Annotated in this window: 21 protein-coding genes and 1 riboswitch; of the genes, 4 read left to right on the top strand and 17 right to left on the bottom strand. The window is 33.2% G+C overall.

The window, feature by feature from the left end; genetic code table 11:
• The coding region (gene ltrA / locus C8C76_RS13480) for a group II intron reverse transcriptase/maturase (RefSeq protein ID WP_108142534.1) at positions 1-972 on the top strand (972 nt) is incomplete at its 5' end.
• A gap of 160 nt (positions 973-1,132) precedes the next feature.
• Here the strand turns inward: ltrA and C8C76_RS13475 are convergent.
• The 3 genes from C8C76_RS13475 to C8C76_RS13465 are packed head-to-tail and all read right to left on the bottom strand — an operon-like array spanning position 1,133 to position 5,458.
• Positions 1,133-2,152 (bottom strand): sodium:calcium antiporter, encoded by a 1,020-nt coding sequence (locus C8C76_RS13475; RefSeq protein ID WP_108142532.1) that lies wholly within the window; start codon positions 2,150-2,152, stop codon positions 1,133-1,135.
• A gap of 29 nt (positions 2,153-2,181) precedes the next feature.
• Positions 2,182-4,404, bottom strand: coding sequence for a glycosyltransferase (locus tag C8C76_RS13470; protein WP_108142530.1), 2,223 nt, complete (start codon positions 4,402-4,404; stop codon positions 2,182-2,184).
• The gene (locus tag C8C76_RS13465; RefSeq protein ID WP_108142528.1) at positions 4,394-5,458 is read right to left on the bottom strand and encodes a lysylphosphatidylglycerol synthase transmembrane domain-containing protein; all 1,065 of its coding nucleotides are present in this window, start codon (positions 5,456-5,458) and stop codon (positions 4,394-4,396) included. Before C8C76_RS13465 ends, C8C76_RS13470 begins: the two co-directional genes overlap by 11 nt.
• Before the next feature lie 418 nt (positions 5,459-5,876).
• Between C8C76_RS13465 and C8C76_RS13460 the strand changes: the two genes are divergently transcribed.
• Positions 5,877-6,632: a SurA N-terminal domain-containing protein gene (locus tag C8C76_RS13460; RefSeq protein ID WP_108142526.1), complete on the top strand. Its 756-nt coding sequence runs from the start codon at positions 5,877-5,879 to the stop codon at positions 6,630-6,632.
• Between the two features lie 168 nt (positions 6,633-6,800).
• On the opposite strand, the gene C8C76_RS13455 is transcribed toward C8C76_RS13460, so the two are convergent.
• On the bottom strand, positions 6,801-7,388 hold the full coding sequence (locus tag C8C76_RS13455; RefSeq protein ID WP_108142524.1) for a hypothetical protein: 588 nt from the start codon (positions 7,386-7,388) through the stop codon (positions 6,801-6,803).
• 195 nt (positions 7,389-7,583) lie between these two features.
• On the opposite strand from C8C76_RS13455, the gene C8C76_RS13450 reads away from it, so the two are divergent.
• Entirely contained in the window at positions 7,584-8,315 is a 732-nt protein-coding gene (locus C8C76_RS13450) for a response regulator transcription factor (RefSeq protein ID WP_108142522.1), read from the top strand.
• Positions 8,302-9,819, top strand: a complete 1,518-nt coding sequence (locus C8C76_RS13445; protein WP_108142520.1) for a sensor histidine kinase — start codon at positions 8,302-8,304, stop codon at positions 9,817-9,819. The genes C8C76_RS13450 and C8C76_RS13445 overlap by 14 nt, the downstream gene beginning before the upstream one ends.
• Positions 9,820-10,339: 520 nt before the next feature.
• On the opposite strand, the gene C8C76_RS13440 is transcribed toward C8C76_RS13445, so the two are convergent.
• From C8C76_RS13440 to C8C76_RS13380, 13 genes are all read right to left on the bottom strand, one after another.
• On the bottom strand, positions 10,340-11,821 hold the full coding sequence (locus C8C76_RS13440; RefSeq protein WP_108142518.1) for a TrkH family potassium uptake protein: 1,482 nt from the start codon (positions 11,819-11,821) through the stop codon (positions 10,340-10,342).
• Position 11,822: 1 nt separating this feature from the next.
• Positions 11,823-12,485 carry a potassium channel family protein gene (locus C8C76_RS13435; RefSeq protein WP_108142516.1) on the bottom strand — a complete coding sequence of 221 codons (663 nt, stop codon included), beginning with the start codon at positions 12,483-12,485 and terminating at the stop codon, positions 11,823-11,825.
• A 2-nt stretch (positions 12,486-12,487) separates the two neighbouring features.
• Positions 12,488-12,901, bottom strand: coding sequence for a potassium channel family protein (locus tag C8C76_RS13430; protein WP_076544501.1), 414 nt, complete (start codon positions 12,899-12,901; stop codon positions 12,488-12,490).
• Positions 12,902-13,597: a response regulator gene (locus tag C8C76_RS13425; protein WP_076544500.1), complete on the bottom strand. Its 696-nt coding sequence runs from the start codon at positions 13,595-13,597 to the stop codon at positions 12,902-12,904.
• Positions 13,587-14,000, bottom strand: coding sequence for a response regulator transcription factor (locus tag C8C76_RS13420; protein ID WP_108142514.1), 414 nt, complete (start codon positions 13,998-14,000; stop codon positions 13,587-13,589). Before C8C76_RS13420 ends, C8C76_RS13425 begins: the two co-directional genes overlap by 11 nt.
• A complete protein-coding gene (locus C8C76_RS13415; protein ID WP_108142512.1) occupies positions 13,993-15,819 on the bottom strand; it encodes an ATP-binding protein in 1,827 nt (608 codons plus the stop codon). Before C8C76_RS13415 ends, C8C76_RS13420 begins: the two co-directional genes overlap by 8 nt.
• A gap of 27 nt (positions 15,820-15,846) precedes the next feature.
• Entirely contained in the window at positions 15,847-16,500 is a 654-nt protein-coding gene (locus C8C76_RS13410; protein ID WP_108142510.1) for a potassium channel family protein, read from the bottom strand.
• 20 nt (positions 16,501-16,520) lie between these two features.
• The gene (locus C8C76_RS13405) at positions 16,521-17,843 is read right to left on the bottom strand and encodes a TrkH family potassium uptake protein (RefSeq protein WP_108142509.1); all 1,323 of its coding nucleotides are present in this window, start codon (positions 17,841-17,843) and stop codon (positions 16,521-16,523) included.
• 140 nt (positions 17,844-17,983) lie between these two features.
• A riboswitch (cyclic di-AMP (ydaO/yuaA leader) is annotated at positions 17,984-18,106 on the bottom strand.
• Positions 18,107-18,152: 46 nt separating this feature from the next.
• Entirely contained in the window at positions 18,153-18,344 is a 192-nt protein-coding gene (locus tag C8C76_RS13400) for a peroxidase (RefSeq protein WP_108142507.1), read from the bottom strand.
• Positions 18,345-18,361: 17 nt separating this feature from the next.
• Complete coding sequence (grxC, locus tag C8C76_RS13395) at positions 18,362-19,549, bottom strand: glutaredoxin 3 (protein ID WP_108142505.1); 1,188 nt, start codon at positions 19,547-19,549, stop codon at positions 18,362-18,364.
• Positions 19,550-19,619: 70 nt separating this feature from the next.
• Positions 19,620-20,474: a VOC family protein gene (locus C8C76_RS13390; RefSeq protein WP_108142503.1), complete on the bottom strand. Its 855-nt coding sequence runs from the start codon at positions 20,472-20,474 to the stop codon at positions 19,620-19,622.
• A 13-nt stretch (positions 20,475-20,487) separates the two neighbouring features.
• On the bottom strand, positions 20,488-21,675 hold the full coding sequence (locus tag C8C76_RS13385) for a M20 metallopeptidase family protein (RefSeq protein ID WP_108142501.1): 1,188 nt from the start codon (positions 21,673-21,675) through the stop codon (positions 20,488-20,490).
• Positions 21,676-21,689: 14 nt separating this feature from the next.
• A complete protein-coding gene (locus C8C76_RS13380; RefSeq protein WP_258222574.1) occupies positions 21,690-22,037 on the bottom strand; it encodes a trimeric intracellular cation channel family protein in 348 nt (115 codons plus the stop codon).
• Positions 22,038-22,258 lie beyond the last annotated feature (221 nt).

The raw sequence follows: 22,258 nt of genomic DNA, 5'->3' as shown, positions 1-22,258 counted from the left end.
CAACCCAAACCGGCACTTAGAGTATTCATCCCGAAAAGTGATGGAAGACAGAGACCACTTGGAATACCCACAGTTAAAGACAGAATAGCTCAGGCGGCAGTCAGAGGAATACTGGAGCCGATATATGAGAAAGAATTCTGTGACTGTTCTTTAGGCTTTAGAAAAGGTAAATCGCAGATAGATGCGATAAACAAGATTGAAGAATACAGAGAACAGGGATACAAATGGGTATTAGATGCAGATATCAAAGGGTTTTTCGATAATATAGATCATGAGCTTTTAATAGAATTTATCAGGCAAAAAGTAACAGATGGGTGGGTAATTGAAATAATAAAATCGTGGCTGACCATGGGAGTCATGAAAGATGGAGAATATATACCCACAGGAAAAGGTACACCGCAGGGTGGCGTAATATCGCCACTGCTGGCGAATATCTTTCTGCATGAGTTCGATAAAGTGATGATAGAAAGAGGGTACAAGCTGGTGCGATTTGCTGATGATTTTGTTGTAATGACAAAATCAAAAAGGAAAGCTAAAAGAGCTTATGAGGTAGTTAAAGAAATTATCACAGAAAAACTCAAATTAGAACTGCATACAGAAAAGACAGTAATAACTAACTTTGGTGAGGGTTTTGTATTTTTAGGATTTGAGTTCATAGCCTGGAACTACAAGAGATCGAGAAAGAAGTCATTGGAAAAATTCAAAGACAAAGTTAGAAAAGTTACTAAGAGAAATCAGCCCTGGAAAGTGGAATCAATCATAAAAAGGTTGAATGCTAAAATATATGGCTGGGCTAATTATTTCGGTCATGGAAATGTGAAGAAACTTTTCCGGCGCTTAGATGAATGGATACGAATGCGGTTAAGGTCATATATGGAGAGGAAGAAAGCAGTTATTAATCAAAACAAAAGAATCCCCAATTCCTTTTTCAGGAAGAAGGGACTCGTTGCACTACTTACTAGATTGTCCTAGAGGACTAAAATATACAGCTGTGGTAACACAGTGACGAAGACTTATTCCTTGAGACGGGGCAACGACTGACGGAAAGCTGTATACGGGAGAACCGTACGTGCAGTTTGACGAGGGGTCCCAGCTGAAAAGGCTGGTCCTACTCTATTTTAGTGCAAAACTATTAAATCACATTCAATCCCAGCTGAAAGAGCAGATAAACTCCTGCAAAATAAACCACTGTGGCTGCAATCGCATCCCAGCCCATCCACATAAACGAGCGGCGGGAGCGATAAAACAAACCAATTAAAATTATTGTGGCCATTACTATCCCAACTGTTGCAGTTAAAATATGAACTATCCGGGCATCTTCCAGCAGAACTCCCTGACGATAAAAGATATCAGCAAAGAAAATCACTGTCATATTGAAAATGTTGCTGCCGAAGACATTTCCAACTGCCATATTATAGGCACCAATCTTAACAGCCGAAATTGTTGCAACAAGCTCAGGCAGTGAAGTAGCAGCAGCCACCATAATTGAACCAATAAAACTCTGATCGATCCCGGTCAGCATAGATATCTGATCAGCAGTAATAGTTAAGCGATAGCCGCTAAAAACAATTACAACTGCACAGAGGGCAAAACCCAGCAAAGCCTTATTTAGGGTATAGTCCGGATTTGGATCCTCTTCCTTGACAGGATCATCAGGATCAAGCGGATTTTTCTTATCATAGCGGTAAATCATGCGCACACTTATAAGATAAGTAAGCAGCAGAATAATACTATCTACTCCAACACCAAAAATACTTAAATTAAAGTTCATAAAATGAGATAAAATTAGGCTGAAGACAACCAGTGCTGAAAGCAAAACACCTACCAGACCAGAAAGAATGTGACTGTAGTTAACTCGAAGTAGTAATGGACCCTTACCCTGTAAAAGATCAGCAAAGGCTAAGATGACAAGGTTAAAAGTGTTGCTTCCAAAAGCATTACCGACTGCAATATCCGGTGCTCCAACAAGAGCCGAACTGATACTGGTCACCAGTTCCGGCAACGAAGTTGCCATTGCAATTAAAATTCCACCGATAAAAGCCTGACCCAGTCCACTTTTATCAGCAATTATATCTCCAAATCTTGATAAATAAGTTCCTGAAACAATAATAAAAACTGCCATTAAAATAAATTCTAAAATTAACTGTTTCAACTAAATCCCCCTAGCATAATATTATTAGTTTAATTAGTATTTTTTTTAAGCTGTAAAATTTTATAATAAACTTTTTCAGCCTCAGTTCCCATTTCTCCAATTGAATAACTTTCGGCCATATTTCGAGCCTTTTTTGAGTTCTGCTCAAATTTTTCTTTATCAGATAAAATCTCTTTAATTTTCGAACTCCATTTGTCAAGATCTTCTTCAGTTTTAAAACCATTATATCCATTTTCAATAATATCATCTATTCCACTTGATTTAACTGCAACTACAGGATTATAACCAGCCATTGCTTCTAAAAGAACCATTCCCTGAGTTTCAGTAGTTGAGGCAAAAACAAACAAATCTGCAGCCAGATAATATTTTGCCATTTCCTTAAAATCAACAGCTCCAATCAGTTCAATTTCATTCTGCAACTGATTATCTTTAATAAAATCTTCAATATTTTCCTTCTCTGAGCCGCTGCCTATAATAACCAACTTAAAGTTTAGTTCATATTTTTCTTTCAATTTTTTGATGCCATTTAAAAGAAAATATAGATTTTTTTCTTTGGAAAGTCTAGAAACTGATATTAAAAGATAATCTGAGTCTCCAACTAAATTATCCCTCAATAAATCAATTTGCCTCTGATCAAGGTCATAATAATCAAAGTCGATTCCAGTTGGCATTACTTTTATAAATCTGCTTACTCCAATATTGCGCAGATACTCTTTGGTTGAGCCAGTCGGGGCAAATACTGCATCTGTATTATTGGCAAAATTTCTGATCAAAAAATGAGAAAGTCTATTTTTAAAAAACTTACGCATAAATAAAATATTTGGTACGTAATGTGAGTATTTTTCCAGTCGAGTATGATATGTAAAGGCAATTGGCAAGTTAAACTTTTCAGCCAGCTTGCGCCCTTTATTTCCCAGCCAGAAAGGATGGTGAGCATGAACTAGGTCAAAATCTCCAGCTTTAAAATCTTTTTTTATCTGCGGAGAAAAAATATTAGTCACCGGAAAGTCCAGACCCGCCTCTTCATAATGATAAATCGACTTACAGCGAATTATATTTGGCTCCTCATCAGTTTCTTCTTTATATTCAGGGGCAAAAATTTTAACCTGATGCCCTCTTTCCCTGAGAGCCTTAGCCAGCCTTTTAATTGAAATAGGAACTCCACCAATTACAGGAAAATAATTATTGCTAAACATTGCAATTTTCAATTTCTTATCTTTATTTTCATGATCATCATAGGCAAAGTCTCTATAATAATCAACCTCTTTATTTATTTCCCTATGCAGAATATAGAAAATTGTTAAACCAATAAATAAGACCAACAAAATATTTATATAATTTGCATAAATAAACGACTGCAAGGATACCCAGATGTTAACGATTAATTTAGAAATAAGACCAGGGCTGTTTTCCAATCTTTGTACTTCTACATCAATTCCAGAATCTGAAACATTAACCAGTAAATAATGATAAAAACTCTTCTGATTATCAAAGATCAAATCTCCTCCAGCCCCACCACTTACATAGTAATTTACTCCCTCAATCTCCTCCTGATGATATATTTCAAGATTAGAAGAAAAAACAGTATCAAGATTATGTTCTGCAAAAATATCTTGATAAAAAGTTCTTAAACTTTTTGATTTAATATATTTTATGCTGTCATCTAATAAATATTCAGCCTCTATTTTAACTGGAGTTTTATTCATGATCACAAATTTATTTTCATATTCTGAAGCTTCTTTTAACTCATTATTCAGCCACTGCTGCTGCCAGTTCAAATTGGTGTTTTCGGTTGTGTCCAAAAAAATAAAATACGAATCACCAATCTGGTATGAAAAATAAAAAGGTCCAAAATACTTATAAAAATTATCATTGCCTCCATCATTTATTTCTCGTCTGCCAACTGCAGTTAAAAAAGGTATTTTTAACTTCTCTAAGGTTCTATAAAAAACTCTATACTTGCTTTCATCACCATCTCGAACATTATTGCCAGTTGAAATTATAAAATCAACATTATTTTGCTTTATTTTTTTCAGAATTCGATTATCAAAAATTGCAATTGAGTTTTCGATATTTCCAACTACTGCAAAACTGTAATTATTATTATTTGTATTCCCTCTAATTATCTCCATGTTTTTAACATTAACTGATTTAAAATCCTGAATAGTATAAGGGGCGTAAATTTTATAGCTGATTATAATTGAAATAATAACAATAAAAATTAATATATATAATTTACCTCTATTCTTCAACTTCTTGTCCCCCTCTAATAATTAGAAAGAAAAAAACAAAGACTCCTATAAAAATCCCAATAAATTTACTAAAAAATCTCCAGTAAAATAAAAGTGGGAATAGATCAGAGCGGTTTACAAATCTGGCAAATAATAATGAATATCCGCCCTCAGCTATCCCTGCTGCGCCAGGTGTTGGGGCAAAGTACATAATAAAAACAACCAAAATCTGTGAGGTTAGTATCTGGAAAAAAGATATATTGGTATAACCCAGCCCTTTAATTATCAAAAATGAAAATGAGAATTCCGTTAATAAAAATATACCTGTAAAAAATAAAGATAAAAATACAAAAAATTTCTTACCCTGAATAAAAAAAGCAAGATCTTCTGAAAAGAGTTCTAGATGTTCAAAAATGTATCTAACAATTTTTCTGAATCTTTTTTTACTAAGAAGATGTTTAGATTTTATAAAATAAAATAACTTATATAAGATTTTCATGACTAATCTGACTTTAAAAATTAAAATATACAAAATAAAAACATAAAGAACCAAAAAAACCGCAAAATAAATAAAAACATAATTTCCAGGAAGTAAATTAAGCATCGACTGATTCCTTAAAATTATAAAAGGTACACTCAAAAAAAGCATAGTTGCAGATAATAGAGTTCTAATTAAAGCAGCTGCAGAAGATTTCCCCAGTGGTACACCTTTTTTTTGTAAAAAATAAACTTGAGCAAAACCACCGCCAGTAGCCAGTGGAGTAATATTTGAGATAAAGAAATTAATAAATACTAACTTATATACATTCCAAAAAGAAATTTCAGCATTTAAAGTTTTTAAAACAAAATATAACCTTGAAGCATCAAAAATATAATAAAAAAATAATAGTCCTATTAATGATATAATGACTACTGGAGAAAAAGAAAAAAATACATCAAGATTACTGCCCTGAGAATATATTTTATTAATGTAATACATTGAAACAGCTGATATCAAAATAAAAAATGCAAAATAAAGAAGAGAATTTTTTAGGTTAAAATATTTATCTGTGAAGTCTTTGCCTTTTTTCTCCATTAATCTTTCATCCTTTCTTATATGTTTCATTAATCGTTTTCACAGTTTTTAAATCAGGTTAAGATATTTCTAATATGGCATTATAAATTTAATTAAACTATGTAAATACTGGTTTTGTGTAAACGAAAAACTTTATTTCTCACGATAACAATCATAACAAATATAGCAATTGAACTCAATAAATTTTTATCTCTGCATCTTTTGGACTATCATTTTTTTGCCAATAAATGTTAATTGGTTTAATATTATGAAAAGTATCTGATAGAATTAAAAAAGCTTTAATCTAATAATTATCTCATTTTAACTATATTTTAATAATCAATTATTATACTTTTAGTAGATAAGCTGAAGTAATCATCTATTAGTTAGTAGTTTTAATAATTTTTCAGTCAATTATTTTAAAAGGATGTGGTTTAAAATGAAAAAAATAATTTTATCTTCTTTGCTTATCATTGTTCTTATTCTACCAGTGACAGTTTTTGCTCAGGATTTAAACTTAAATTCTAAGCAGCCAGCAGATCCAAATTTGAAGAATAAAATGGATTCAAATATTGTTGCCAGGATTAATGGAGAAAAAATAACCAAAAAAGAATTGGCTCAAAAGGCGAATACAAATCAGCTGCTAATGCAAATAAACCAAATTGATCAACAATTCCTTCAGACTTTGACCACCACTGAAAGTGGTCAAAAAGTTCTTAAAGAGTACCAGAAGCAGCAGCTTGACAACTTAATTAATAATCTTTTATTACAACAAAAAGCTGAAGAAAAAGGAATTAGTCTCAGTCAAAAGAAAAAAGAAAAGCTTTATCAACAGCAGAAGAACGCAATTATAAAAAATAATAACTTAACTCAAGAAAAGTACCTATCAATTCTTAAAAATCGAGGCTTTAAAAATGAAAAAGAGTACAAACAACAGTTTTTTAAGAATCCACAGTTAAAAGTAAATAAACTAATTGAAGAAGTAGTAGTTTCTGATCTTAATGTCACTAAAAGTGAAATAAAAAACTTTTATGAAAAAAATAAAGAACAATTTACTAAAGATGATAAAGTACAGCCTTTAGAAAAAGTTAAGCCTCAAATAAAAGAATTGTTAAAACAACAAAAAAGAAATAATAAAATTAGTCAGTATGTAAAAAACATTAGAGAGAAAGCAGAAATCACTAAAAACATTTAGTCCTCCTTGATCGTAGATCTTTTGTAAAACAGGTCCTATTTTGGGATCTGTTTTTTTTATGTAAAGAAATGCTCCAGTCAACTATTAAACTACCTTAATAAGCACAGCAAAAATAAAAAGACCGGCATAAAAAACCGGCCTCTTTACTAATTGGGAGTGTATGTGCTGTTAATATGCTAATCCATAAAATATATCTTCTACATTACCTGATTCAATACTAATTCTTTTTAAGTAATCTTCATAACTATCAGCCCAATTTTGCTCATTGACATTCATCTTATCTTTACTAAATCCAATAAATATCCTGGCTGTATCATCAATTTCTAGCTCTTCTACAGTAATTTCCGTGCTCATTTTATTATCTTCAGTTTCTATATTAACTTCATTACTATAACCAGTTGGACTAACAAGAATTTGATCCATTGCTGCGGCAGTTTCTATATTAATATTTAATTCCTGTCCATCTTTTTTACCTCTATTGGCTATAAGTATAGTACTCCAGAGATAATCTCCTTCTTCAACTTTTGCTTCTGTGTCAATATTTTCTACATCAGCATAGGCATCCGAAAATCTTTCAGAGCCTCCGGGAATAAATGATGTCTCATAATCAGGCCTTAAAATTAAATTGCTGTTTTCCTGTGCTGTCCCCTGTAAACCATTAATTGAAATGATAACCCAGATAACAAAGGCAATAGCTAAACCTATCTTCAGATAATAATAAAACATTTCCTTTTTGCTTTTTTCATTTTTCTTCATGATACCCCTCCAAATTAATTAAATTTTATAACTATTTCTTGATTATAATTATAAACAAAATATAAACAAAAATCAAATTTATATACAAATTATTTATATTTAGTCTAATTTAAGGCTATTTTAGATTTAAAAAAGGATTTTTACCGTTATCTTAGAATATATAATATAAACAAATTGTAAATGAAGGAGGCAATTATGAATTTAAACAATAAAAAAATCTTATTGATTGAAGATGACAAAAATATATTTGAACTAGTTAAAGCTATGTTTAATAGTTATAATACAGAAGTTGTTTTCAAAAAAGATGGAAAATCAGGTTATAAAGAAGCTATAGAAAATGATTATGATCTAATTCTGCTGGATATAATGCTGCCTGAAATGGATGGCTGGGAAATCTGTAAGAAACTAAAAGAAAAGAAAGTTTATACTCCTATAATTATGTTAACAGCCAAAGCCGAAGAAGCAGATAAAGTTTTAGGGCTAGAAATTGGTGCAGATGATTATGTAACAAAACCATTTTCACCCAGAGAATTAAGGGCAAGAATAAAAGCGGTCTTAAGAAGAACTGAAAACCAAAAAAGAGAAAATAACAGTAACTCTGAAGTCTATGACTTTTCTAACTTTAAATTTAAATTAGATAATGATGATAAGTCTGTCTCTATCAATAATCAAATTATTAGTTTTGCACCCAGAGAATTCGAGTTGTTTGAATTTATGATAAAAAACTATAATAAAGTCTTTTCCAGAAAAAACTTACTGAAAAATATTTGGGGAGCAGAAAACAATCAGGAAATTAGAACTATTGATGAACATATTAAAAGAATTAGAAGAAAATTAAAGGAAAAAAATATAAATAATAAATTTATAAAAACCATCTGGGGAACTGGCTATAAATTTAAGTTTGAGGAAGATAATGATGAAGATTAATCTTAATAGTTTTTTCAGCAGATTGTTAATTTCAAATACTATTATAGTATTAATCACCATAATTATTATCAGCAGTATCTTTGGCTATCTGATACAGAATTATTACTATGGTTTAAGAGAATGGAAAGCTTCTAAAGATGGTCACAGAATTGCTGAAATCATTAATAATTACATCAATAATGCTAATCTGAAGAAATTCAAACAGGACGAAAGTCTGTTAAGAATAAACACAATTTCCAAAACATCTGAACTGGAAATTGGAATAATTAATAATCGTGGTGACTTCATTTTGAATTCCTCTAATTTTGATTCTTTAAAAATGGAGATCGAAGATAAAACTTTAGAAGAAGTAATTGCCGGTAATCAAGTTATAAATAAAATAAAAGGTCCTAAAAAAAATGAACTGCTTATGATCTTCCCTCTTTTTAAAGATCCACTTAATGAAAATAAAGATATCTCTTTAAATACAAGAGGAAGCTCTGACATTATTGGAGGAATTATACTAAAATCAGAATTAGACAGTGTAAAAACAACTATAATTGACATCTTAAAATTAATCTTCTATTCATCTTTAATAGCCTTGATTATTGCATTAATTTTCAGCATTAGATTCAGCAAAAATATTACTAAACCACTAAATAAAATTCAGGCTTCTGCCAAAAATATTTCTAATAATAAATTCACCAAAATTAATAAAAAAAATGTTAAAACAACTGAGTTAAAAAATCTAATCGAGACCTATAATTACGCTGTATCAGAGATTGAAAAAACCATCAAAAGGAAAACCAGGCTGGAAAAAATACGCAAAGAATATATTGCAAACATATCACATGAATTTAGAACTCCTCTTTCATCAATTAAGGGTTTTACTGAAATTATTGAAGAACAAAATTTAAATCAGAGCCAGATAAGGAACTATTCATCGATAATGAGAAATGAAGCTGAACATCTTCAATACCTTGTAGAAGAATTACTTATCCTGGGCCAATTAGACTCAGATGGAATCAAATTAAATATAAAAAAAGTGAAGTTAAAAGAATTAATTAGTTTTGCTGTAAATTCATTAGAAAATGATATTAAGAAGAAGAACATAAAAATAAAGGGGGATTATAAAAATAACGAACTATTGATTAAGGTAGATCCAAATAAATTTAAAGAAGTTTTTATTAATTTAATAGATAATGCAGTCAAACATTCTCCCGAAAATTCTAAGGTAGAAATTATAACTAAGAAAGTTTATAATCAAAAGAATGAAATAAAAAATTTAAAAATCTTAATTAAAGATGAGGGAAAAGGAATCAAAGAAGAAAAGCAGGATAAAATATGGGAAAGGTTTTATAAAGTAGATGAATCAAGATCCAGAAATGATAGTAATGGAACCGGTCTTGGCCTTGCTATAGTTAAAGATATTATTGATAAACATCAGGCAAAAATCAATGTTCAAAATAATAGTCAGGGTGGAGCTATATTTACAATAACTTTAAATGAAAAACACCTTGTCTAAAGTGAAAATATCAATTCAAATATAAAAAAAGAATTATTTTAATTTTCTCCCCTACATTACCGTAAATAACATGCTGTATTTAGACTCACTTTTCTCAATTTACAACCCTCAGAGAAAACCCATTATTTAATAAACTAAATGAATTATCTCTGAGGGTATTCATCTCCAACCATAGATTAATTTCCTTGCAATAAAAAAATCCCTGCCACCATTAGTTTAACAGGGAAAAATATACATAGTTCAACTTTTACTGATTAAAGAAATTATTTCTTTTCTTCTTTCTTTTCAATATCTTTCTTTTCAGGTTTTTTCTTAGCTACTTTTTTCTTGTCTTTCATTTTTCAGCACCTCCCTGATGTTTCACCTTACTACTTGAACCTAAATTAATTATATTACAGAAAACTCGAAATAATATCTAATTATTAGGTACTCCTGAAGAAAATATTATACAAAATAAAAGCCCCAGAAAAGCTCCATTTTACTGAATAAGTGAAGTCTCTCTGGGGTAATTAAAACTATATTAATGCTTAGAGATATAAACTCCATCTTTAAATAGTTTTATCCCGGCATAAAGAATTATAAAGAATTCCAGCCTGCCTAAAAACATTCCGATCGTCTGAGTCCAGATTATACCCAGTGGAGCTTCTGGTGAAAGTAAACCGATTGAAATCCCAACTGTACCTAAAGCTGAACCGAATTCAAACATACTGTCTAAAAGCGAATATCCGTATGCTGTATGAACTGCTACTCCCGCAAAAAAAGTAAAGAGATATAGTAATATATAATTGGCTACATCTTTTACATGCTGATCTTTTACATAAAACTTGTTCTCCCCTCGCCAGAGATAATTACTGCTGACACTTCGGCGGGGTAAAAACTGTTCTTTAATTTCCCAGTAGATTGATTTAAAGATCAAATAAATTCTATACTGCTTAATACCACCAGCAGTTGAACCTGTTCCACCACCAACAAGCATAATTAAAATAATGATAAAGTTAGCAAATATCGGCCAGCCAGCAAAAGAAATAGTCGAAAAGCCGGTTGTTGATAAAGCCGTAATGATCTGGAAAAAGGTAATCCTAAAATTCTCGCTCAGCATTGGATATAAAGAGTTTAATGAAAAAAACATTAAGATAGGAGTTAAAAATATAAACAATGTGATCATTAAACGTATCTCAGCATTTTTAAAGAAAGTTTTAACCTTACCTTTTAGTAGTGTGTAATGGGTTGCAAAGTTTATAGTACCAAGCAGCATCAGGACTATTGTTACCACTTCAATAGATAAGCTGTTGTAATGGCCTATACTGTCTGGCTGAGTGGAAAAACCCCCGGTAGAAATTGCAGCCATAGAATGATTTATAGAATCAAAGAGAGGCATCCCTGCAAAATAATAAAGAATAATTCCTGCTGCAGTATAGAAAGTATAGATTTTCATAATCAACATAGTAGAGCGTTTTACATGGGGTAAAAGTTTATCACTTCGTGCCTCAGCCATATATAAACCCATTCCATGAACCGGGAGCAGTGAAGATAAAGCAATAACTGCCAGTCCAGCCCCACCAAAAAACTGCATAATAGAACGCCAGATAAGGATTAATTTAGGCGCAGTAGTAACATCAACTAGAGATAGCCCGGTAGTTGTCCAGCCGCTTACCACTTCAAAAATAGAATGAGACCAGCTCATATCCAAAATAGTGATAAAAGGTACTGCAGAAAAGAATATTGCTCCCAGCCAGGAAAAAATAACAATTATACTCCCTTCATTTAAGGAAAGTTCCACATCTTCTTCCTGGTGTCTGCTCCCATAAGTAAATAAGACTAGTCCTGCCAGAATAGATAATCCTCCTGCCAGCAGAAAATGAGGAGCCAGGCTGCTCTCCTCGGGAAAAGCAAGTAAAAATAAAAGTGGTGAAAGAATAGCAGCACCGGCAAAGATTATAATAATCCCGGTATATTTTGAAATCAGAAAGTAGCGAGAAATAAGCAGATTTTTGTATTTCATCTTATTCTTCACCACCAAAGACTTTAATAGCTTCTGCCTGTTCTTCCGGCAGTGAAATTATGACAATCTTATCTCCAGCCTGAATCTTAGAGCCACCTCTGGGAATTGAAATATCTCCATTCCTTACTATACCACCTAAAACAATCGAGATAGGGAGGTCGATTTCTTTAATTTCTTTGCCAGCAGCCTCAGAGTCAGGAGCTACCTCAACCTGAAAAATACTTAGTTTCCCCTCTTCAATCATTGTTAGATTACTTACATCATCAGAGATCACAGTCTGTTCAATTATCGAACTGATTAAATCTGTAACATTAAAAATTCCAGTAATTCCAAGAGTATTAAAAAGCTCTTCATTTTCTGGATTATTTACCAGGGCTGTAGTTCTCTCAACCCCAAAATAGTCCATTGCCATCTTGCAGATAAAAAGATTACTGTGATCTTTCTGAGTCAAAGATACAAGGTTATCTGCCTTATAAGCACCAGCATCTTCCAGAACTTTTTTATCAGTTGCATCACCGAAGACAACTGTTGCCTTTATTTCTCTTGCCAGATCATCAGCTAGTTTACGATCTTTATTGATAATTGTTACAAAATGTCCTTTAGAAATTAGCTTTTTGGCAAGATGGTAAATTAGCTTACCTCCTCCAACCAGTATAATCTCCATAATTACCTCATCCCTTCTCGCTCAATTTTATTTATCATGTTTTCAGCCAAAAGAGATATCTGAGAAAATATCTCAAAACGTTCTTCTTTTTCATACATCTTCTCCACTGATGGGTCTATAGTCCTGACCATAATTCTGGGTACATCAAAATTAACCCTGGCCATCTGTGATACAAGATAGTTAATCTGATCATTGCCGGTACTAACTATTAAAAGGTCAGCAGATTCTATTTTACCTTCAATCAAAACATCACTTTCAGCTGCATCCCCCTCTATCTCAAAACCTGAAAAGTCAACCGGCAGCAGAGCAAATGAATCTGGATTTTGTTCTATAACAACAACTTCGTTACCAGAACGAGAAAGTTTTCCAGCAAGCAGAGAACCGGTGCGGCCACAGCCTACAATAACAATAAACATCTATTCTTCCTCCTCGTCATCTCCAAAGTTAACATCATCTAAGTCAATGGAGCCCATACTTTCTCCTGCCCTTTCAATGTTTTCATTTGCCGGTTTATAGCCAGGATCAAGTGCCAGAGCAGCTCTGTACATCTTCATTGCTTCTCCCTGCTTATGCTGCATCTCATAAATTATTCCCAGCAGATTAAATGGCTCAGGCTTTTCAGAGTCAAGAGAAGTGGCCTGCTGCAGCATTTCTTTTGCCTTTGAGAAGTCTCGTTTATTAATTGCGTTTTTAGCAAGCATAATATATTCTTCAAAACTTTCTACTTCTTTTTCACTATTTTCAACCTTATAGCGTTCAAAAACATCCTGAACAATATTAATAATTTCTTCTGGTTTAAATGGTTTACGCAGATAGTCAACAGCACCTAATTTTAGAGTTTCAACCGCTGTTTCTACACTCCCATAACCTGTAATCATTATTACCTTTGTCTCAATTTCTTTATTTGTTACTTCTTTTAAAAACTGGATGCCATCCATTCCCGGCATTTTCATATCAAGCAGTACAACCGGGATTTCTTCTTCTTTTAATTTTGCCAGCCCATCTTCTCCATTAACAGCTGTTTCAACTTCGTAGTCTGCATTCGAAAGAGCTTTCTTTAAAGTCAAACGAATATTCTTTTCATCATCAACAACCAGTACTTTATTTTTCATTATTATCTTCCCCCTCTATTTCTTCCTGTCCTGTTCCTTCTTCCATAATACTTTCTTCTACAGCAGCCAGTAAATCACTCTGACTGATTGGTTTGACTAAAAAGTCTTCAGCACCTGAAGAAATTGCCTTTTGCACGTCATCTTCTTCAGATAAAGCAGACAATATAATAACCGGTATTTCCTCTGTAGCTGCATCACTTTTTAAAGCTTCAAGTACTAAAAAACCATTCATCTTCGGCAGCCTTAAATCAAGTAAAATAAGATCTGGACTAATATTATTAGCTTTATCAACCGCTTCTACTCCATCTACAGCATAATCCACAGCATAACCTGCCTTTTCCAGACTTTTACCAACAACTAATCTAATATTTTTTTCATCATCTACTACTAAAATTTTACTCATTATTTTCCTCCTGATAGCCATATCTTGGGATGTAGAATGAAAAAGTAGAGCCCTCTCCTTCTTCACTTTCAACCCAGATCCGACCATTGTGGGCTGTAATAATTTCTTTTGCAATAGCAAGGCCGAGACCGGTTCCACTCTTTTCCTCTTTATCACTGCCGGCTCTGACAAATTTCTCGAATATTTTAGACTGATATTCTTTTGGAATACCTGGTCCATTATCTGCTACTGATACTAGAACCCTTCTACCCTTTATTTCTGCATCTACTTCTATTTTTCCTTCATCAGCATAGCGAAGTGCATTTCCAACCAGGTTAGAAATCACCCAGCTTATTTTTGAAGGATCGGCATAAGCAAAAACATTATCTTCTGACTGTTTGAATTTGAGCTCAATTTCTTTTTCCTCCGCCTGTTTATGGAAGGGGTTAAGAGTTTTTTCAATAATATCATTGACATCTACCTTATCAAATTCCATTTCAATTTTACCTGATTCAATCTTAGAGAGATCAAGCAGATCATTTACTAACTCAGTTAATCGTTCAACATCCTCATAGGCTGCTTCCAGCAGTTCCTTCTGTTCCTCATTTAATTCTCCTGTATCCTCGTTAATTACCATGCTGAGCCCCATATTCATTGAAGTCAGCGGGGTCCTAAACTCATGTGATACAGTTGAAACAAACTCAGATTTCATATTGTCAATTTCTTTTAAGCGGGTAATATCCTCTAATAGAGTAACTGTAAATTGATATTCTTCATCTTCATCAATTACCTGTTTGGTTGAAATCCTGTAATGTCTTTTTTTATCGTTCTTTTTTAGTAGAAAGGTTTTCTCTTCTTTAGCTTCAGGATTTTTAATGTATTCAAAAATCTCTTCTGCCTTAATAACCTCTAAAAAGTGCGTGCCAAGTACATCCTCCCTCAGTGAAAATAGTTCTTTAGCTGTTTCGTTGATTAAAACAATCTTATGATCCTTATCTGTCACTATTAAGGGACTGCTCAAATTATTTACTACAGCTTCTGACTTTTCTTTCTCCATCAGCAGCTTTTTAACATTTAATTTTTCATATTCTTTTAGTTTGGAAATCATCTCATTAAATTCATCTGCCAGCACACCGATTTCATCCTCAGAGGCCACTTCAACTTTACGCTGAAAATTTCTGGCAGCCACTTCTTTAATCCCTTTTTCTAATTCTTTAATTGGCCTCAATATCTGTTTGGTGAGATAAAAGGCAAAAATTAATGAAAATGCAGTAACTAGTAAAGCCAGTCCGATTGTATAGATGATTGCCTGATTGGCTCTACTGTTGGCACTGCCCTGCGCATCAACCATCGCCTGTCTGTTTATTTCTCTTAGTTCTCGAATATCATTTTTTATCTCATTAAAACTTGGAAGCAACTGCTGATTATATATCTGCCAGCGCTGATCTTCTTCTGCATTATAGAATTGATCAAAATTAGATACAAATTCAAAATATTTTTCATTGATTTTTTCTAAAATTGCACCCTCACCTTCAATGGTGATATTATCTTCTGCTCTAGCCAGCCAGGTATAGAATTCTTTTTCATTGCGTCTGAAGATTTCCTGTCCCTGTTCTTCAGTAGATCTTAAAAGCAGCAATAAGGCACTGTCCTGGCGTTCTATTGATTCAACCATACTGTCACTTGCTTTTATACTGCGGTAATTTTCAACTAAAATATCATTAATTGCATTTGAAAGTGTTTCAAAGTTATATATACTCCAGCCAACAACCCCTGCCAAAATTAAGATCATGACTGCAAAACCAAGGAGTATTTTCCCTTTTAAAGTCTTTATATTCATAATTTACACTCCCTTAAAAAAACAGATTTAATTGCCGAAATCTCTCATTTTATCCAGATTTTCATTTTTCCCCATTAAAACTAATTTATCTCCAGCTTCAATTTTATCATCTGCTCCCGGCGAAATGTATAGTTCTTCCCCTCTTTTAATTGCCATTACATTAACATCAAAGCTGGCTCTCAATTCAAGTTCCTTTAAAGTTCTACCGACCATATTATCACTGGCAAGAATCTCTATTACTCCATATTCTGGAGCAAACTCTATATAATCTAAAACATTGGAAGAGATAAGATTCTGAGCAATTCTTGCTCCCATATCACGCTCAGGATAAACTATTCTATCTGCACCAACTTTTGTTAAAACTTTGCCATGTAATTTATCAGGTGCTTTAACTATTACATAAGGCAAGTTAAGCTCTTTTAAGATTAAAGTACACAATATATTTGCTGAAACATTATCTCCAATACTTACAACCGCTACATCAAAGTTTCTAACACCTAATGTTTTTAAGGCCTCTTCATCAGTAGCATCAGCCTCTACAGCATGAGTTACATCAGCACTGATTGCCTGCACCTTTTCTGGATCACGATCAATCGCTAATACATCATGTCCATTTTCAGCCAGAGTAGTAGCAACACTGGCTCCAAATCTTCCTAAACCTACAACAACAAACTGCTTCATTTATTTTCCCCCTATCTAAATTAACCAACCATTACTTTTTCTGTCGGATAATGATATTTTCCTTTCCTTACCCTTTCACCAAAGGCAAGCGCCAGTGTCAGTGGACCAACTCTGCCAGCAAACATCGTGATAGTGATTAAAACCCTGCTGATATCAGATAGCTGCCCGGTAATTCCTGTTGAAAGTCCCACTGTACCAAAGGCAGAAACTGTCTCAAATAAAACATCAATAAATTGAAAGTCTTCGATCACTAATAAAAGCGTAGTTACCAGTACAACCAGCCCAGCAGCCAGCATTGTAATAGTAAAAGCCTCATAGACGATCTTTTTTTCAAAGCGGCGGTTATATACTTCCATATCTTCTTTACCTGTTATCATGTTTTTTAAGGTAACAAGCATCACTCCAAAAGTAGTTGTTTTGATACCTCCACCGGTCGAGCCGGGTGAAGCACCAATAAACATTAAGATAATGATAATAAAGAGTGAAGACTGTTTTAGAGCTCCGGTTGCAACTGTATTAAAACCTGCTGTTCTTGGTGTTACAGATAAAAACATTGCTCCCAGTGTTTTATCAAGAAGTGGTAAACCAGCAAGAGTATTATCATATTCTAAAACAAAAAAGATAATAAAGCCAAAGATAAGTAAGGCTAAAGTAATTATAAGTACTATTTTTGTCTGCAGAGTTGTTTTTTTAAACCTGACTCTGTTATAAGCTTCTACCATTACCCCAAAACCTATACCACCGAGGATAATTAAGGCCATAATAACAAAGTTAATTGTTATATCACCGGTAAAGTTCTCCAGGCTGTTTCCAAAAAGATCAAAACCAGCATTATTAAAAGCAGATACTGCATGGAAAATAGCCAGATAAATTGCCCTCCCTGCAGGATAATCCTCAACCAGACGGAAAAATAAGATAACTGCAGCAGTTCCCTCAATTGCAAAGGTAAAACCAAGCAGATACTGAACCAGTCTCACCATACCTGAAATCTGATACTGATTTAAATCTTCCTGAATAATTAATCTTTCTTTTAAACTAATCTTTTTCCCAATTATAAAGGCAAATAAGGTAGACATTGACATGATACCTAATCCACCAATTTGGATCAAAAGCATAATAACTGTTGAACCAAAATGAGTAAAGGCTTCTTTAGTATTAACAACAATTAAACCTGTCACACAGGTGGCAGATGTGGCTGTAAATACTGCATCTACTGCATTTAAGCCCTGCCCATCTGTTGTCGCTATTGGCATCATTAAAAGTATTGAACCCAGCATGATAATAATAAAATAACCAAAGACTAAGTACTGTGCCGGGGTTAAATTTTTCTTGCTGATCTTCATTCTCCCTACTCCTCTCAAAACAAATCTATGTATTTATTAAATAAATCAAAACTCTATAAAATCAAAAAAACACTACAGATAGACTGTAGTGCCAATAGATAAATTTCACCATAATATAGAATATAATGGTGGCATCACGTCTGTCCCTTATTTAAAGTCTACGGAGTTAGCTGTCGGGCTAGAAGTAAAGGTCTTCTTCTAATATAGATTCGCCCCAAAAATTGGGTCCCCCGTTCTCAAATGAGATTAGACAACAGAATCATTTTCTTTTCCTATATTAAAACACATTATAAATATTTTGTCAAATATTTAGCATATATTTGAGCTGCCGGACAAAATAGTTTGATAGATCTTAAGGTGGTCTGCTAAAAGATCAAGATTTAAAGACTGAACTTTTAAAACATGTGCCAACTCATTTTTGCCAGAGAGTGTTAATTTATCATAGAGTTTAGCGAATTTACCTTCTACTTTTTCTTCACCTACCATATCTATCCAAGCCATTTTGATCTCCTCTATTATTAACTCAAATATTCATTGGCTCTTAGAGCAGCCTTAGCACCTTCTGCTGCAGAAACAATAATCTGTTTATCTTTAATATCTGTTACATCTCCGGCAGCAAAAATCCCTTCAATACTTGTCTGATTATTTTGATCAATAATAATCTCATTGCCCTGATTAATATCAAGATGCTCACAGATAAAACCTGTATTGGGAATTAAGCCAATTTCAATAAATATTGCTTTTACATTAAGTTCCCGCTCTTTACCAGTATTAAGATTTTTGATTCTTATCGATTCTACTTTTTGCTTACCCTGAATCTCAGTTGTCTGGTATGATTTGCAGACTTCTATTTTATCTGAGTTATTTACCTTATCCTGCAGACTTTTATCACCTGACAGCTGTTCTCCTCTAATAACTAAATAAACTTCAGTTGCAATCTTTGCCATATCGAGAGCTGCTTCCAGGCCAGAATTACCACCGCCAACTACAGCAACTGGCTGATTTTCATAGATATAGCCATAACAGGTAGCACAGTAACTTACACCCTTATCTTTTAACTGATGTTCTCCTGGAATTCCAAGCTGTCTCTTTTTAGTTCCAGCAGCTATTAAAACAGCTCTAGTATTAATTTTTTTATTACTTTTTGTAAGCAGAATATGTCCTTCTGGCTGAGGGTTAATATCTGTGATTTCCTCTCCAAAAAGTGTGTCTATCTTATAGTTTCTAAGGTGCTTTAAAAAATCCTGCATTAGATCTGGGCCTGAAGTTCCATATTCAGGTAGGTAATTATCGATGGTGTCAGTTTCCAACACCTGACCACCTATATCCCGAGCTACCATCAGAACTTTTAAGCCTTTCCTGGCTGCATAAACTGAAGCAGTCATTCCAGCCGGTCCAGCTCCAACCACCGCCAGATCCCAGTCTTTTTCACTGCAGTTTGGCCTTTCAAATTCTATCAGATCATCAAGTCCACCAGAGCTGACAAGCTCAATTAAATCATCATAGCCGCCAATTTTCTCATTATTAATAAAAATTTGGGGTATAGTTTTTTTGCCGCTCCGCTCGACCATCTCCTGCTGCAGCTCTTCATTATCTGTAATATCATAATCAGTATAGTCAAGACCCAAACTTTTTAGCATCGCCTTTGCTCTTCTACAGTAAGGACACCAGGTTTTAGTATAGATTTCAATCTTTGGCTCATTCATTAGATCAAATCCTTTCTGTTATTTGATTTCAGAAAAAACAATATCTTTAATGGTTGTCTGTTTAAAGTTATTAAATGACTAATTTAATAACATTACCAGCCGGATCTTCTGTAAATATTCCATTATCTTTTTCAATAACTTTATAGCCCATCTTTTTTAAGTTTTCTAAACTTTCATTCCTCTTTTTCTGATCAGGAAAATTTAATGTATAATATTCCAGTCCAGCTGAATTTTCTGGCAATGTATCTGCTCCCTTAATATCCCAGGTATTTAATCCTATATGATGGTGGTAGCCTCCTGTAGATAAAAACAAAGCTGATTTTCCGAGCCTCTGGATGATATCAAAACCTAAACCCTGAACATAGAATTTCTTTGCTTTTTCTAGATCACTAACCTGAAGATGAATATGACCTATCTTAGCTTTTTTAGGCATTCCATCCCATTCTGAATTAGCTGCTTCATTCAATATTCCTTCATAATCTAATGATTCTGTTACCATTTCTATTTGCCCATTTTTCCGATTCCATTCACTGGTATCAAGATCAGCATAAACTTCAATTCCATTATCATCTGGATCTTTAAGATATATTGCTTCACTTACTCCATGATCTGATCCTCCTGTTATTTCATAATTCTTTTCTCTCATATTTTTAAGAAATAATCCCAGCTGAAATCTATCCGGCAGCAAAATTGCAAAATGATATAAGCCGGTCCTATTTGGAAGTTTCTCAATTATATCACCAGAAGAAGTCAAAGTAATCATAGCGGTTGCTCCATCAGCAGTTAATAAAACTTTATTGACTTTCTTTTCTAAAATCTCCAAACCTAATATTTCCTGATAAAAAACCAGTGATTTATTTAAGTCTCTAACTTTTAGTACAATTTGTTTGACATACTTATTTTCTTGATTATGAAATTCTTTCATTCTATCATTCCTCTCATTTAGAGATTAAATTTGAACTGTTCTTTAAAAAATCAAGAGCAAACTGCGCATGTAATGCTGTACCATATTTCATGTAATCTTCATCAATCTTAAATTTTTCGTGATGGGGAAAATAGACAGCTTCCTTTTCCTCATTTTTATATCCGATAAATGCATAGACTCCTTTAGCATGCTGAAAATAATAAGCCATATCTTCTGATCCCATATATTTAGATATAGACTTATTTTGACCTTTTCCAAAGACTTTTGCTGCAGACTGATCTGCTAACTCTGCTAAATCTTCATCATTATAAAGGCTGGGAGTGCTATCATCTATTTCTATATCCACCTTCAGCTCATATGCATCAGCAATTGCTTCTGCGTGTCTTTTTACTGCCCGATGAGCTTTTTCTCTTACCTCAGAATCAAAATATCTCATAGTAATATCAAGCTCTGAATACTTAGCAACTACATTTGCCTTTGTTCCTCCAACAAATTTGCCGACTGAAAGAACTAATGGCTTTTGAGCATCAATATTTTTAGTTACTATCCCCTGCAGATCAGTAACAAAAGTACAGGCGGGGTGAATGGTATCTTTAGCTCGATGTGGAGCTGATCCATGACCTGATATTCCTTCAAACTTAACATAAATAGTATCACTACCTGCCATTCTATATCCTGGTTCAATATTAAAATACCCGGTTTCTAATTCCGGCATCCCATGCATAGCAAAACAGGCATCAACTCCATCCATTCCACCTGCTTCTATTATTTTTTTAGCACCTGAAAATGTTTCTTCACCTTCCTGAAAGAAAAATTTAATTTCTCCAGCTATTTTATCTCTCATCCCAGCCAAAATTTTTGCAGCACCTAACAGCATAGCCGTATGAGCATCATGTCCACAGGCATGCATTACTCCAGATTTTTGAGATTTAAAATCTACATCTGCCTCTTCTTTTATCGGCAGAGCATCCATATCTCCTCTTAAAGCTATGGTTTTTTCACTTTTTTCTCCTCTTAGAGTAGCTATTAAAGAGGTATTTCCTGCTTTTTGATATTCAATTCCTAATTTATCTAATTCACTCATAATTTTTGCTTGAGTATTATATTCCTCACCGCTGAGTTCAGGATTTTTATGTAAGTCTCTTCTGAATTTAATAATATAATCCTCAATTGTTTTAGCTTTTTCTAATATATCTGACATAAAACAGTTCCTTTCTATTTCAATTTAGCATCTTTTGAAACTCTTTTTAAATGAATATCTTTTTTCATACAGAATAACCTGATTAAAAATGTCACTGCAAAAGCGGTATATAAAGCCGCATTATTACCAACAGTTCGATAAGTAATAATAAAAAAGACTGATCCAATTACAGCTGCTACTGCATAAACTTCTTTGTGAAATACATAAGGTATTTCATTTGCAAATAAATCCCTCAGTGTACCTCCACCTGTGCCAGTCATTACGGCTAAAACTATTATAATAAATGGTTGAGTATAGCCATTATTAACTGCTACTTCTGAGCCAATTGCAGTAAATGCAGCCAGTCCAACAGCATCAAAAATATTTAAAATTTGATTAAAGCGAATTATCTTTTTATAAAATAAAATAACTAAAAAAGCACACTAGCATTGCATAAAAATATTTAAGAAAAGTCAAGTTCGATTTTTAGCGAAAATACTTGCTTAAATTAGAAAAACTCCTTATAATTGGGATTAGGATAGTCTTTGTCCAAATCCCAAAAAATAAGGAGCATATACTATGGACAAAGATATCACAGAAACCA

This window comes from Halanaerobium saccharolyticum, from assembly GCF_003053565.1.
GTDB lineage: Bacteria > Bacillota > Halanaerobiia > Halanaerobiales > Halanaerobiaceae > Halanaerobium > Halanaerobium saccharolyticum_B.
This window is presented reverse-complemented; position numbering and strand designations above follow the sequence as displayed.